The 13,169-nt window shown below is 69.1% G+C and carries 15 protein-coding genes and 2 pseudogenes; 9 read left to right on the top strand and 8 right to left on the bottom strand.

Translation table 11 applies throughout. The features are described from left to right. Window positions 1-138 precede the first annotated feature (138 nt). The 9 genes and pseudogenes from IPG72_03615 (at window position 139) to IPG72_03575 (ending at window position 6,462) form a co-directional block, all read left to right on the top strand. Window positions 139-552: pseudogene (locus IPG72_03615) on the top strand (adenylate/guanylate cyclase domain-containing protein). A gap of 187 nt (window positions 553-739) precedes the next feature. Beyond that, window positions 740-904, top strand: a complete 165-nt coding sequence (locus IPG72_03610) for a transposase zinc-binding domain-containing protein (GenBank protein MBK6768115.1) — start codon at window positions 740-742, stop codon at window positions 902-904. A 96-nt stretch (window positions 905-1,000) separates the two neighbouring features. Beyond that, window positions 1,001-2,020, top strand: a complete 1,020-nt coding sequence (locus IPG72_03605; protein ID MBK6768114.1) for a transposase — start codon at window positions 1,001-1,003, stop codon at window positions 2,018-2,020. 278 nt (window positions 2,021-2,298) lie between these two features. After that, window positions 2,299-2,556: a ribbon-helix-helix protein, CopG family gene (locus IPG72_03600; GenBank protein MBK6768113.1), complete on the top strand. Its 258-nt coding sequence runs from the start codon at window positions 2,299-2,301 to the stop codon at window positions 2,554-2,556. Further along, a complete protein-coding gene (locus IPG72_03595; protein MBK6768112.1) occupies window positions 2,549-2,902 on the top strand; it encodes a type II toxin-antitoxin system PemK/MazF family toxin in 354 nt (117 codons plus the stop codon). The genes IPG72_03600 and IPG72_03595 overlap by 8 nt, the downstream gene beginning before the upstream one ends. 50 nt (window positions 2,903-2,952) lie before the next feature. Further along, window positions 2,953-3,417, top strand: a complete 465-nt coding sequence (locus tag IPG72_03590; GenBank protein ID MBK6768111.1) for a GyrI-like domain-containing protein — start codon at window positions 2,953-2,955, stop codon at window positions 3,415-3,417. 308 nt (window positions 3,418-3,725) lie between these two features. Then, window positions 3,726-4,867 (top strand): annotated as a pseudogene (gene hppD, locus IPG72_03585) (4-hydroxyphenylpyruvate dioxygenase). Between the two features lie 3 nt (window positions 4,868-4,870). Beyond that, on the top strand, window positions 4,871-6,088 hold the full coding sequence (locus tag IPG72_03580; protein MBK6768110.1) for a homogentisate 1,2-dioxygenase: 1,218 nt from the start codon (window positions 4,871-4,873) through the stop codon (window positions 6,086-6,088). Further along, a complete protein-coding gene (locus IPG72_03575; GenBank protein ID MBK6768109.1) occupies window positions 6,085-6,462 on the top strand; it encodes a helix-turn-helix transcriptional regulator in 378 nt (125 codons plus the stop codon). Before IPG72_03580 ends, IPG72_03575 begins: the two co-directional genes overlap by 4 nt. 119 nt (window positions 6,463-6,581) lie before the next feature. On the opposite strand, the gene IPG72_03570 is transcribed toward IPG72_03575, so the two are convergent. From IPG72_03570 to IPG72_03535, 8 genes are all read right to left on the bottom strand, one after another. Continuing rightward, window positions 6,582-7,787 (bottom strand): carboxypeptidase regulatory-like domain-containing protein, encoded by a 1,206-nt coding sequence (locus tag IPG72_03570; GenBank protein MBK6768108.1) that lies wholly within the window; start codon window positions 7,785-7,787, stop codon window positions 6,582-6,584. Window positions 7,788-7,795: 8 nt separating this feature from the next. Continuing rightward, entirely contained in the window at window positions 7,796-8,434 is a 639-nt protein-coding gene (locus IPG72_03565) for a sigma-70 family RNA polymerase sigma factor (protein MBK6768107.1), read from the bottom strand. 96 nt (window positions 8,435-8,530) lie between these two features. Beyond that, window positions 8,531-9,040, bottom strand: a complete 510-nt coding sequence (locus IPG72_03560) for a hypothetical protein (GenBank protein ID MBK6768106.1) — start codon at window positions 9,038-9,040, stop codon at window positions 8,531-8,533. Next, window positions 8,992-10,122 (bottom strand): hypothetical protein, encoded by a 1,131-nt coding sequence (locus IPG72_03555; GenBank protein ID MBK6768105.1) that lies wholly within the window; start codon window positions 10,120-10,122, stop codon window positions 8,992-8,994. The genes IPG72_03560 and IPG72_03555 overlap by 49 nt, the downstream gene beginning before the upstream one ends. Then, window positions 10,119-10,646: a hypothetical protein gene (locus tag IPG72_03550; protein MBK6768104.1), complete on the bottom strand. Its 528-nt coding sequence runs from the start codon at window positions 10,644-10,646 to the stop codon at window positions 10,119-10,121. The genes IPG72_03555 and IPG72_03550 overlap by 4 nt, the downstream gene beginning before the upstream one ends. Before the next feature lie 242 nt (window positions 10,647-10,888). Beyond that, complete coding sequence (locus tag IPG72_03545; protein MBK6768103.1) at window positions 10,889-11,410, bottom strand: hypothetical protein; 522 nt, start codon at window positions 11,408-11,410, stop codon at window positions 10,889-10,891. A 95-nt stretch (window positions 11,411-11,505) separates the two neighbouring features. Beyond that, complete coding sequence (locus IPG72_03540) at window positions 11,506-12,192, bottom strand: hypothetical protein (protein ID MBK6768102.1); 687 nt, start codon at window positions 12,190-12,192, stop codon at window positions 11,506-11,508. A gap of 90 nt (window positions 12,193-12,282) precedes the next feature. Next, a complete protein-coding gene (locus IPG72_03535) occupies window positions 12,283-12,579 on the bottom strand; it encodes a hypothetical protein (protein ID MBK6768101.1) in 297 nt (98 codons plus the stop codon). Between the last annotated feature and the right edge of the window lie 590 nt (window positions 12,580-13,169).

The raw sequence follows: 13,169 nt of genomic DNA, 5'->3' as shown, positions 1-13,169 counted from the left end.
GGCCGAATCATAGCCAAGGCACCGCGGGACGCCACGCGTCCGAGGTATCGTTCAGGCCATCGAAGATGCTGCTGCCAAGTCCCCATCGCCGACCTTCCAGGGCCTCGCCATGACGAGCCTCGTCCGCTCCCCGGTCCCATGGACGCCACCGCCGCCTTCACCAGCCGCACCTTGACCTTCCTGTTCACGGACATCGAGGGCTCGACGGCGCGCTGGGAGGAGCGCGGCCCGGCCATGGCCGCCGCCCTGGCGCGGCACGACGCGTTGCTGCGCGCGGCGATCGAGGAACGCGGCGGCTTGGTGTTCAAGACGGTGGGCGACGCCTTCCACGCCGCGTTCGAGGACGCCGACGCGGCCCTGGTGGCGGCGGCGGACGCGCAGCGGGCGCTGGCGGCGGAGGATTGGGGCGCGTTCGGCGAGGGCTTCGGCGACCTGCGCGTGCGGATGGACATCCACTTGGGCAAGGCCGAGGCGCGCGACGGCGACTACTTCGGCCCGGCCCTCAACCGCACGGCGCGCCTCATGTCGGCCGGCCATGGCGGCCAGGTGCTAAACTGGCCCCGCCACCCACCCCGCTCCGGGGAGACTGGCGCTGGCCGCATGCCCCTCTCCGGCCGGCGTGTACCGCCCGCGCCGGCCGCTGGCATCGCCGCTGTACCGGCTGCTGACGGACCACTTCGAGCGCTTCTGCGGCCGCTACGAGGATGTGTTCGAGCACGAACACGGCCGTTGGCGGCGGGTGGTGGACGCGGTCGTCGCCCGGTACCTCGCCTGCGGCGTGTTGGAGGCCGGCTTTGCGCGCGCGCGCTGCGAGGCCTGCCACGCCGAGTACCTGCTGGCGTTCAGCTGTAAGGCGCGCTACTTCTGCCCGAGCTGCCACGCCAAGGCACCCCACGCGGCCTGAGGGCCGCGCGGGGACCCCGCCAAGCGCCTGGCCAGCTGGACACTGTGGCTGGGCGACGAGTTGTTGGCGCCGGTACCACACCGCCAGATGGTGTTCGTGCTGCCGAAGCGCCTGCGGCCGTACTTCCGGTGGCGGCGCAAGCTGCTGGGCGATCTAGCCCGAACCGCGGCACGGACGGCGACGGAGTTCGTCAGGGCGACGCTCGATGAGCCGGACGTGTCGGTGGGGATCGTGCTGTGCATCCAGACCCACGGCTCGCTCCTGAACTGGCAACCCCACATCCATGCTCTGGTTACCGACGGCGGCTTTCGCCGCGACGGCACGTTCGTGCACCTGCCGGCCCACTCCGCCGAGGTGCTGACAGAGGCGTTCCGGCGCGGCGTGCTGATGCTGTTCGTGGACCGCGAACTGTTCGAGCTGGAGGTGGCGGACGGCATGCTCGGCTGGCAGCACTCCGGCTTCAGCGTACACGACGGCGTGTGGCTGGACCAGGACGACACGGCGGCCCACGCGCGGTTGGCCTGCTACTGCGCGCGGTGCCCGGTGTCGTTGGAGCGGCTGGCCGACGACGCCGAAGCAGGGACGGTGACGTACACCTCCGACAAGTCCGACGGCCCGACCGCGGGGCCACACACGTTCGAGGCAACGGCCTTCATCGCGCACCTGGTGGACCACATCCCCGACAAGGTGCAGGTGCTGCAACGCTACTACGGCTACTACGCCAACCGGACGCGCGGTGTGCGACGGAAGGCGCAGGCAGCGGAAGACGCGATGCGGGTCGCCGACGTCGCCGACGTAGCCGAGGTCGCTGACGTCATGCGGACCGACGCAGAGCTGCCGCTGGGCGGCGTGACGATCGAGTCGAAGGACGTCTCGATCGCGGACGCCCGACGCCGCTGGGCCGACCTCCTCCGCCGGATCTACGAGGTCGACCCGCTGCAGTGTCCGAAGTGCGGCGGCACGATGCGGGTCATCGCGCTGATCCAAGAACCGAAGGTGATCGACAAGATCCTGCGCCACTTGCGGGCCAAGGGTCAAGACGCTCGCGCCGGCCCGTGGGCGACCGGGCCGCCGGCGGGCGGTGCGGCGAACGAAGCGGCGAGCGATGCGGCATGATCGCCGCGGACGGACGGGCGGATGGCCGCGGACAGCCATAACGCCGTGGACAAGCATCATGCTCTCATCGACCTCGGGCCGGGGGCGGGGCATGATGGGGGGCGGGTTGTGTTCGAGGGGACGCCGGGGGAGCTTGTGGCGGGGCGGGGTACGCTTACGGGGGATCATCTGGCGGCGTATGTGGGCGGCTGACCGGGGCCGCATCTGGTATTGCCGACCACGGCCTGATCGTGCATACTCAGACCTCGCAATGATGCAGATCATTTGGAGGCTCGCGTATGGATCGCGTGATGGTCACGATGCCGGACAGCTTGCGCCGGGAACTGGATGAGGCGGCTTCCGCAGTGACCGAGAATCGGAGTGAGTTCGTGCGCCGGGCAGTTCAGGAGCGCATTGAACGGTTGCAGCAGCGCCACTTCGAGCGGCGGCTGGCAGAGGCCTATCAACAGGCTGGCGAGGATCCTGCCACCGATGTGCAGTTGGTCCTCGGAGCCCAGGACGCGGCGGCCGGTCAAGGGTGGTGCTGGGATGACTGATCAAGACCCACTTCGGCGCGGGGACGTGGTGCTACTGCCCCTTCCCTTTGTCACGGACTTCGCCCAGCAGAAAGTCCGACCGGCCGTGGTCGTTCAGAACGACGTCGGCAACCGCTACAGCGCCAATGTGATCATCGTGCCCATCACGAGCAGGGTGCCCGAGCAGGATTACCCGGTCAATCACCGCCTGACCGTGGGTACGGCCGGCCTGGACCGGCCGGCCGCCATCCTGGCCGGTACCATCCTTACGGTCCCGCAGTCCCTCGTCATTCGGCGTCTCGGCCACTTGCCGGCGCGTGATCTTCTGGCCTTGGACGCGTGCTTGCGCATCAGCCTTGGCCTATGATCGTGTGGTGGCCGCCACTAGGTCGGGACATCGATCAACCAGGAGGGATCATGAGCTACGAAGTCACGTTGGCTGACCTTCCGGAACAGCGCACCGCCGTGGTCTGCGGACATGCGGACACCAGCGACGGCATCGCCGACTTCCTCGGCGGCGCCTACGGTGAGATCATGGGGCTCGTCGAGCGGCAGCATCTGAAGACCGCCGACGTGCCGTTCGGCCGGTACCGGATCACCGCAGACGGCTTCGACATCGAGGCCGGGATCGGCGTCGAGGGCGACCTGCGACCCGAAGGGCGAGTCGAGGCCTCAACTCTCCCCGGCGGTCGGACCGCTCGCACGGTGCACGTCGGAGCGTACAGCGGCGTGGCCGCGGCCTACGAAGCAGTCGCGGGCTGGCTAAAGGACAATGGCTACGTCTCGACGGATGCGCCCTGGGAGTGCTACCTCGACGAGCCGAGCGTGCCGAAGCCGAGAACCGAGGTCTTCTTCCCCTGCCGAGAAGCCTTGAATACCTGATCGCGGCACCGGGGGGCCGGTCAGATCGACCCGAGAGAGCCGCGATATCTCGGTTGGATCGCACGTCTGTCTAACGCAGACAGGCGCCGTGTCTCGGTTAGATCGGTCGCCTGTCTAACCGAGAGATTCGCCGGTCCTCGGTGAAGTCCCACGCCGCCCGCGCGCACCCCGCATCCCCTTTGCCAATCCGCCCCGCCGATGTTAGTCTGACGCCCCCGGCCGACCCCGCCCCGCGACGTCGGCGTGACCGTTCGAACACGCGCCGTACCGCGGCGGTTATGACCGCAGCGGCGATGGAGGGTAGCCCCATGACGATCGAAGCCGAGGTCCGGGCCGAGCAGGACCGCCCGATCACCGCCGAGGCCGACTTCCTGACGCTCAAGGACGTCGACCACATCGAGTTCTACGTCGGCAACGCCTACCAGGCGGCCTACTTCTGGCAGCACGGGTTCGGGTTCGAGCCCGTCGCCTACAGCGGGCTGGAGACCGGCAACCGCGAGACGTGCAGCTACGTCCTCCAGCAGGGCAAGATCCGCTTCGTCTTCACGTCCAGCTACAAGCCGGACAGCACCGTGGCGGCCCACCAGCTGATCCACGGCGACGGTGTGAAGGTCATGGCCTTCCAGGTCGACGACGCCGAGCAGGCGTTCAGCGCCACGACGATGCGCGGCGGCCAGCCGATCGCCCCGCCCTTCGAGCGCCGCGACGAGCACGGCGTCGTCCGCATGTCCTCCATCGCCACGTTCGGCGACACCGTCCACACGTTCGTCGACCGCTCGGACTACGCCGGCGCGTTCCTGCCGGGCTACAAGGCCTACACGTCCCTCGCGGCCACCAAGCCGGTCGGCCTGGCGCACGTGGACCACGTGGTCGGCAACGTCCAGCTCGGCAAGATGAACCACTGGGTGAAGTGGTACCACCACGTCATGGGCTTCCGGATGCTCCAGCACTTCGACGACGAGGCGATCTCAACCGAGTACTCGGCGCTGATGAGCAAGGTCATGCAGAACGGCACCGGCCGGATCAAGATGCCGATCAACGAGCCGGCCGAGGGCCGCAAGAAGAGCCAGATCGAAGAGTACCTGGACTTCTACCGCGGCCCCGGCGTCCAGCACATCGCAATGAGCACGGGCGACATCCTGGGGGCCGTGCGCGAGCTGCGCAGCCGCGGCGTCCGCTTCCTGCGCGTTCCGGACAGCTACTACGACATCCTGCCCGAGCGCGTCGGCAAGATCGACGAGGACTTGGCGGCCATCCGCGAGCTCGGCATCCTCGTCGACCGCGACGAGGAAGGCTACCTCCTTCAGATCTTCAGCCAGCCCTCCAGGACCGCCCGACGCTGTTCATCGAGCTCATCGAACGCCACGGCTCGCGCGGCTTCTGCATCGGCAACTTCAAGGCGCTGTTCGAGTCCATCGAGGTCGAGCAGAGCAAGCGAGGGAACCTCTAACCCATGTTCTACCAACGCCTGGGCGCCATCCCCCCCAAACGCCACACCCAATTCCGCCGCCCCGACGGCACCCTCTACCGCGAGGAGGTCATGGGCGTCGCCGGGTTCGCCGGCATCCAGAGCATCCTCTACCACCACCACCAGCCCACCCGCGTCCTCCGGGTGGCCGACCTCGGCGACGCGTCGGTGAAGTACGCCGACTACGGCGCGCTGCGGCACCGCCAGTTCAGCACGCAGAACATCGCCCCCGGCGGCGACGGCGTCGCGGGTCGGACCGTGCTGATCGGCAACCAGGACATCACGATGGCCATCGCCCGCCCGACGGAGTCGATGTCCTACTTCTACCGCAACGGCCAGGCCTACGAGTGCCTGTTCGTCCACGAGGGCACCGGGACGCTGCGGTCCGTCTTCGGCTCCCTGCGCTTCGGTCCGGGCGACTACGTCGTCATCCCTTACTCGACGACCTACCAGCTGCACTACGACACGCCCGAGAACCGCCTCGTCGTCTTCGAATCGCGCGATCAGATCACGACGCCGCAGCGCTACCGCAACTGGTACGGCCAACTCCTCGAGCATTCGCCGTTCTGCGAGCGGGACTTCCGCGGACCCGACACCCTCGAGACGTTCGACGAGTTCGGCGAGTTCGAGGTCCGGATCAAGGTCCGCGACCGCCTTTCGGCCAATTGGCTGGACCACCACCCGTTCGATGTCGTCGGTTGGGACGGCTTCGTCTACCCGTTCGTGTTCAACATCGCCGACTTCGAGCCGATCACCGGCCGGGTCCACCAGCCGCCGCCCGTCCATCAGACGTTCGAGGGCAGCGGCTACGTGATCTGCTCGTTTGTCCCGCGCCTGTTCGACTACCACCCCGACAGCATCCCGGCGCCCTACAACCACGCCAACGTGAACTCGGACGAAGTCCTCTATTACGTCAACGGTGACTTCATGAGCCGCAAGGGCGTCGGGTTGTACGACATCACCCTCCACCCGTCGGGCCTGCCGCACGGCCCGCACCCGGGCACGACGGAGGCTTCGATCGGCAAGGCGCGCACCGAGGAGACGGCGGTGATGATGGACACGTTCCACCCGCTGCACGTCACCGAGGCCGCCCTGGCACTCGAGAACCCCGGCTACGCCACCAGCTGGCTGCCCGCGGTGCCGCACGGACCGACGGCCAACGGCACCGCGCCCAAGGCGGTCGGCGAGGGCATCTCGGGATGAGCAAGCTGGGCGAAGAGATCGCCAAGGTCCTGTTCCGCAAGCGCCGCGGCTTCCGGTTCACCCAGGCCGATCTCGGCACGCGGATCGGCGTGTCCGGCAGCTACATCTCAGGCATCGAGGCCGGCAAGTCCAGCCCGCGGATCTCGGAGCTGGAGGACCTGGCGACACACTTCCGCACGACCGCCTTCGAGTTGATCCAGGAAGCCTACCTCGCCGGCGAGCAGTACATCCCCGCCGTCAAGCTCGAAACCGGCGGCCCTAGCCTCGACGAGCTCGCCGCCGAACTCACCCCCGACCAACGCGCCTTCGCCCGCGAGTTCCTGCTCTTCCTGCGCGAACGCGAGCGCGTGGACGCGGTGGAACGGGAGGCGTAACAGCGTCCCAGATGCCGGCACCGCGGCCCACACGCGTCGCCCCTACGCGGGGGGTGGATGCGCGGTCGACGGTCTGACAAGATGGTCGTCCGGGTGGACGCACGGCGGATGCTTCGCCCCTACCGCCGTCCCCGCCGCCCGTGTCCGCCCCACCCGGTGAACGACCACGGGTTGCGGCGCAGGCGAACCTCGATCCCGTCCGTTTCGCGGCCTGGCTCGACGGTGATCGGCTCGGCCTGCTTCACGTTCAGCGTGTCCTTGTACCAGACACGCCACACCCACGGCGCCAGCTCACCGACGGCCAGCTTGTAGCGACCGGGGGGCAGATCGCCGAACACGAATGTGCCGTCGATCTGGGTGCGAAGGCTGACGCGGGCGCCCCAGCGAGGCTCACCGTCTTCACGGAGCGGATAGACCGAGACCATCGCGCCCGGCAGTCCGGTGCCCTCCTGGCCCGTGACGATCCCGCTGAGCCCGCCCGCGGCGCCGGGCGGGACGGCCGTGGCCGCCACCACCGGTGGCGCGGCGGGCGGCGGGGTGTCGGTCCCCGCGGCGGCCGGCGTCTGGCTGCGGCGCGCCGTCGCGGTGGGCTCGGCGGGTTCACCGGCGACGGCCGTCTCGGCTTGGCCGGCGCGAAGCGTCGCTGCGGCGTCGTCCGCCGTCTGCGGCGCAGGTTGCGTCCCGGCGTCTCCGACGACGACGACCCCCGGGTTGGGCAGCGAGCGGCGGCCCGTGGCAGCCGGCTCGCCGGTCTGGGCGTCATCGGCGGGTGGCACGGTGTTGCGCGCCCGCGTCGGGCGGTCGAGCGGCTCGATCACCGTCGAACCCGGCGCGAGTGCAGCGGTCGGTTCGGGCGTGGCCGAGGACGGTTCGTCGGGCACGGTCCGGATCGTCAGATAGTCGATCGCCCGCCCGATCGGCGGCGCCACGCGGTCCGCCACGTCGTGGATGCGCTCGACGCCGCGGCGGATCGGATAGAGCACGTCGCCCGGCCGGCTGTCCGCCGAGGCGACGGCCAGACCCGAGAACGCGACGACGCCGGCAGCCACCGCGGCAGCGGTCCGCAGTGCCCAGACGCGGGCCGTCAGGCGCGGGCGAACGAAGAGTGGTGTGCGGTCGGGCGGCGGCAGGGTGCTCAGATGATGCTGCAACGACGCACGGTACGACGGCGACGGCGCCGGACGGTGCGTCCGCACGGCCATGGCCGCCCGGACCAGCGCCTTGAGCTCGTCGGCATGGGCTGGGTGGTCGGCCAAGACATCCGACAGCGCCTCGCCCGCCTCGATGCGGCTCAGGCAGCTCGCCAGGGCGTCGGCGATGGACATCGGCGCCATCACAGCGCACGCTCGCTCGGAAGGTGGCGCCGCAGGTTGGCCAGCGCGTTGTGCTGCAGGTTCTTCACCGCGTTCTGCGTTCGCTGGAGCATGTCGGCCGTCTCGGCCAAGCTGAGGCCCGCACCGAAGCGCAGCGCGATGACCTGACGCTGCAGGTCCGTGAGTCGCTCCATCGCCCGGCTGAGATCGGCCGATCCGAGCCCGAGGCTCGCGTCGTCACTCGGCGACTCGGCGTCGGCAAACTCCGGTCGCGGGTCATCCGGGTCGTCGCCGCTCGGCAACGACACCTGTTCCGGCCGCCGACCCTGCGTGCGCCAGTGGTTGGCGATGCGGTTGTGCGCGATCCGCATGAGCCACGGCGCCAGGCTGCCCTGCCACTGGAACCCGGCCAAGCTCCGCCAGGCGCTGACGAAGACGTCCTGCGTCAAGTCGTCCGCCAGCGCGGAGTCACGAACGCGCAGCGCGATGTAGGCGTACACCCCGTCCACATGGCGCTGGTACAGCTGGCCAAAGGCCTGACGGTCCCCGGCTTGGCCGCGCACGAGGAGCGCGCGCTCGTCGTTCCCGTCGTCACCGACGGCGCTGACGTCGCGTGCCGTCGATTCCGGGCGCGCGTCGGCCCGCCCGGAGCTCGTCATGCCCCCTGCTTCCCAACACCGCGGTGCAGCCAAACGCAGACATAACTGATCAAACACCGCTGACCACCGACGGGTTAGTCGAACTGTCAAGAACACTTAGGATCCGTCGACCGAGGGCTCGTCGGATCGCAGCCGCCGTCGGCGAGCGGCGCGTCCGATGGCGATGGCCGCGAGGGCAATCGCCACGCCGCCGAGGACCGCCAAGCCGGTTCGCCACCGGCCGGGTGTGGGCTGCGGCGCCTGTTGGACGATGCCGGAGTTGCCGTCCGGCGCCGGCGTCGATGGGGCGTCAGCGAGCGGTCCTCGCTCCGAGACCACCGTCCCGGGCGGCGGGATCGTCCCGAGCTCGAACGCCAGGACACCCTCGTTGCCGGCCGCCGCAAAGAGACGATCCTCACTCCACGTCAGCGACGACACGGCGGTCGACAGATCATGCAGGCCGACGAAGCGGGGCCTGGCCCGGTCGGCAACGTCGAAGACGGCGATCCCGCGCGAGCGCCCGCCGGCGAACACGAGGTCATCGCGCACCGTCAGGACGGTGGGCACGAAGCGCGTGTTCAGGATGCCGACGACCGCCGGGGCAGCGCGGTCGCTGACATCGACCACGTACAGCCCTCCTTCGTCGGCGGCCACGGCCACGGTGTCCGGATCCAGAAGCACGACATCGCGGGCCTCGGCCCGATCGGTGCCGAGCTCCACCCGGCCGACGATCGGCCACGCGCTCTCGGGGCGCGCGCGGCATACACGATGAGTCCGTTCTCCCGATCCGCCACAAAGACGTTCGCGTCATCGGCGGCCAGGCCCCACATGAAGGCGGTGGTCGGGGTGCGCAGCCGTCGCTGCGGTTGGGCGGGGTCCGTCAGATCCCACGTGGCCAAGCCCTGCGTGCCGCCCGTCGTGATCAGGCTCTGGTCGTCCAGCAGGAGCACGTCACGCACTTGGGCCTCCATGTGCACGAGCGGACGCGGCGCGCGCGGATCGGCCACGTCGAACAGGTCGAGCCCAGTCCGCACGTCCCCAACCGCCAGCCGGTCGTCCGCGACATCCACATAGACGTCCTGGGAGGCCGGCGGCAGCGGCGCCGACGCCACCTCACGCATCGCGACGACGTCGATCACCGACAGGCGGTCGTGGGCGAACCCGACGAAGACGTTGCCGCCGGCCTGTGCCAGGCCAAAGGGCAACCCCGCCACGTCCGCCACCTGGCCGATGGGCGGCGCATCCGCGGTCGAGACGTCGTACAGCGTCAGCCCGGCCAGCCAGTCGACAACGTACAGCCGTGTCCCGACGCTCCGCATCCGCACGACGTCATTGAGCGTCGGCAGCGTCCGCAGGAGCGTCGGCGCGGCAGGTGTCGTGAAGTCGTATACGCCCACGCCCTGCGTGCCGTGGCCCACGTAGAGCGTGCTCCCGACGACGGCGACCGTGCGAATGACCGTCCCGTTCTGGACCGTGCCGATGAGCTTGGGCTCGCGCGGGTTCGCGACGTCGTAGATCCCAAGCGCCGAGCCCGCGGCCATGAGCGCCGTGGCGCCAGCCACCACGATGCTCTCCGCCTTGCCGTTCGGCGGAAGCTCCGCCTGTCCGAGGTAGCGCGGCTCGGTGGGCGTCGAGATGTCGATGATCCCGAGGCCCTCGGTGGCGTAGGCCGCATAGACCAGATCGTCCTGCACGGCCACGTAGGTCACGGCGCGGCGCGTGGCTCGACCGCCAGCGGTGCAACGGGCACGTCGTCGCCGGTCACATCGTAGATCGCCACCCCTTCACCGAACTCGGCGGTGACCCGCCGTCCCTCGCGCAGGACCATCTCCCGCACCTCATGGGTCACCGGGATGACCCCGATCTCGGTCGGCGCAGCGGGATCGGCGATGTTGAAGACGTGGATGCCCCGGCCCTCCGGCGCCACGAAGAGGCGCGTCCCATCGAGCAGGAGCGCGCGCACCGCGGCGGGAAGGATGGGGGTGCGGCCGACCACCGTGGTGGTGCCGTCGGCGGCGACGTCGAGCACGTATGCCCGCCGGCCTGCGCCCAGCACCGCGCGCGTCGCTCCGTCCGATGCCACGGCGTAGCTGACGCCGGCGGTCTGATCGACCAGCGTCAACACCCCGGCGCCGGGCGCCTGTGCCTGCACCGCACCGGGCGCGCCCGAACAGGCAAGCAGGGCCGCAAGCACGGCGGCAAGTGCTGGCCGAAGGGCGGAACGACAGAGCATGGAGGCCTCCGATATGCAGGATCCACGCGGCCGCCAGGATGGCGAGCCGACAACGGCGACAGTTTAGCATCATGAATGCCGGCACGCCGGTCTGGAAGCGCTGGGAGGCGAACGCCTCACGGATCGGCGGGCCCGAACGAACCGGCCGAACAACGAAGGCAACCGCCCCCGGGGAATCCCCGGGGGCGGCTGTGGGCTGTCTTGGATCAGGTCGGGCGGACCCGACGCGATCGGGCGATCAGCTAGTTGAGGTCGATCTCGAAGTCCACGCTACCGATCGACTGCGGCGGGGTCGTGTCGCAGTTGTTCTGCATCATGAGCGTGTACGCCCCTGGTGCATCCGGGATCTGGAACGTGTACGACGAGCCGGCGCCGAGGCCCTGGAAGTCAGGCTTGTTGTTCTCGATGAAGTTCTCGCACTCGGAGTTCGGGTTGAACCCGTCCGGGCCGATGAACAACGCGAGGAGCAAGTCCTGACCCGCGATGCCGCAGCTCGCACCGTTGAACGGCGCCAGCGTGACCGTGTTGATCGTGACCGTCATCTCGCTGGTGCCCGGGCAGACCGTGAAGTCGTGCGTGCCCCAGTTGCGGTCGTTCACGCCGGCGTTCGTGCAGTTGCCGCCGCCGATGTCACCGCGCGGGTAGGCCGAGAACGGCGCGCCGCCCGGGATCTCGATCGTCGCCGCACCGATGCCCGTCGCCGCGCAGTCGCCAGGACCGACGCGGTTGTCCGGGAAGCCGGGGCAGAGGGGCACGGGGCCCATGAAGCAGTACTCAAAGAGCGGCTCGCCCCTCTTCGTCGTACGTGAAGGTGAACGGGATGCCACGGCTGCCCGCAGCCTCGTCGCCCGGAACATCCTCACCACCGTGGGTACCCTTGCGCTCGATCGACACGGCACCGAGGCCGACGAGGTTGCGCAGGAAGAAGCCACGGGCGTCGAAGACGTCGTGCTCCCAGAACCAGGCGCTGATGATCGCCGAGCCCTTGAAGCCGTCGTTGATGTAGCCCCACGTTTGAGAGGTCGATGTACTCGACCTGCTTCTCGTTCAGCTTCTGGCAGATGTAGTCCAGCAGGCCGTTCTGGTCGTAGAAGTAGATCACGAGGTCGGTGAAGCCGGGCTTCGGGACGACGTTCGCGATCGCGATCTCCGTGGTCAGGCCGCTGTTCTCGAGGTCGCGGAGCACGGACGGGATGGCGATCAAGCCGATACCGCTGTGCAGGCCGCCACCACCGTTGCCGAGCTGCCAGTCATAGATCTTGTGCTCGGGCAGAAGGTTGTAGGCGATCGCCTCGGTCTTCTGCGTGCGGGCCACGTCGTTGTACTTGATGAGCGTCGCCACACCGACGATGTTCGGCGCGAGGACGTTCGGACCACCCGGCGTGATCCACTCCTGGCTCTCGGCGCGCATGCTGCCGACCCAGTTGCCCGGCAGGTCGAAGACGACCGGCAGGAAGAAGGTCTGGCTGCCGCGCGGGCAGACCCAGTCCACCAGCGTCGTGATGATGTCGCCCGAGCGGTCCGGACCTGGACACCCGTGTCCCAACCCTGGTACTCGCTGTAGATCAGCGGACCGAAGGCGACCTGGTTGCCGTCCTGGGTGGTCGACTGGTTCGGATCGAACGTGTAGTTGATCTCACCCGGCTCGCCGACGTAGGTCATCAGGACGTCGCCGCCGATGATGTCCACCGCGATGCCCATCACCTGGGTCGAGCGGATCCACGCGCTGCCCTGGAAGTCCGGGGCCGACGCAGTCGTTCGCGTCCAGCTGGTAGGTCTCGCCCGGCGCCAGCGTCGCGATGCCGCAGATCGTCGCGCGCAGGCAGTCGTCGCGGGCCTTGAACCAGATCTCCAGCGACGAGCACATGAGGCCGCCGTTCTGGACGTAGATGATCGTGTTGAAGCCAGCGGCGCTGGCGTACACGAGCGGCACGTAGTAGCTGTAGCCGCCGTAGACCTCGTCGTACGTGCCGAGTGCGTACCGGCCAGGCCGTTGTACTTGCTCGTCACGTCCACGCCCGGGGTCGCGTCGCCGGGGCAGCTGCGGTGCACGTCGACCGCGAGCGGGCCGTCGCCGGAAGCGCGGACCATGTCGATGCTGTCGAACACGAGGCCCTCGTTGTAGGCCTTCTTGAAGCGGCGGTAGTCGTCCGCGTCACCGACGACGTTGAAGAAGAGGACTTCGCAGACGTAGTCGCCCGTGATGTCGTCCTCGGGGATGACGTCGATGCCGTCCTCGGACAGCTGGCGGGCCGACGACTTGAAGAGGATACCGCTCTTCGAGCCGGTCGGGACCTGCGCGCCAAGGGCGTTCCACGTACTGCCGGGCTTCCAGGAGGCCGGTGCACTCCACCTTCAGCGGGCCGGCGGCCGGCGGGGCAAGGCGGCGGCTCGCCCCAGGTCACGAGGGCCGCCTTGGCGTTCCGGCAACCCAGGTTCTGAACCTCGATCCAGCTCTCGCAGACGTCGTCCTGGCCCTGGAAGTTCAGGATCGGGAGAGTGGACCTGCTTGCCGGAAGCTGA

The organism is Candidatus Avedoeria danica (genome assembly GCA_016703025.1).
Lineage (GTDB): Bacteria > Chloroflexota > Anaerolineae > Epilineales > Epilineaceae > Avedoeria > Avedoeria danica.
Note: the sequence above shows the minus strand (reverse complement) of the source record. Positions and strands in the feature narration are given on the sequence as shown.

Bases quoted from the DNA above. Each gene is read 5' to 3' on its own strand.
- IPG72_03570 (MBK6768108.1), bottom strand. From the start codon at position 7,787: ATGTCCATCGCCGACGCCCTGGCGAGCTGCCTGAGCCGCATCGAGGCG.
- IPG72_03545 (MBK6768103.1), bottom strand. From the start codon at position 11,410: ATGGGCCCCGTGCCCCTCTGCCCCGGCTTCCCGGACAACCGCGTCGGT.
- IPG72_03590 (MBK6768111.1), top strand. From the start codon at position 2,953: ATGAGCTACGAAGTCACGTTGGCTGACCTTCCGGAACAGCGCACCGCC.
- IPG72_03565 (MBK6768107.1), bottom strand. From the start codon at position 8,434: ATGACGAGCTCCGGGCGGGCCGACGCGCGCCCGGAATCGACGGCACGC.
- IPG72_03580 (MBK6768110.1), top strand. From the start codon at position 4,871: ATGTTCTACCAACGCCTGGGCGCCATCCCCCCCAAACGCCACACCCAA.
- IPG72_03600 (MBK6768113.1), top strand. From the start codon at position 2,299: ATGGATCGCGTGATGGTCACGATGCCGGACAGCTTGCGCCGGGAACTG.
- IPG72_03575 (MBK6768109.1), top strand. From the start codon at position 6,085: ATGAGCAAGCTGGGCGAAGAGATCGCCAAGGTCCTGTTCCGCAAGCGC.
- IPG72_03550 (MBK6768104.1), bottom strand. From the start codon at position 10,646: ATGCTCTGTCGTTCCGCCCTTCGGCCAGCACTTGCCGCCGTGCTTGCG.
- IPG72_03595 (MBK6768112.1), top strand. From the start codon at position 2,549: ATGACTGATCAAGACCCACTTCGGCGCGGGGACGTGGTGCTACTGCCC.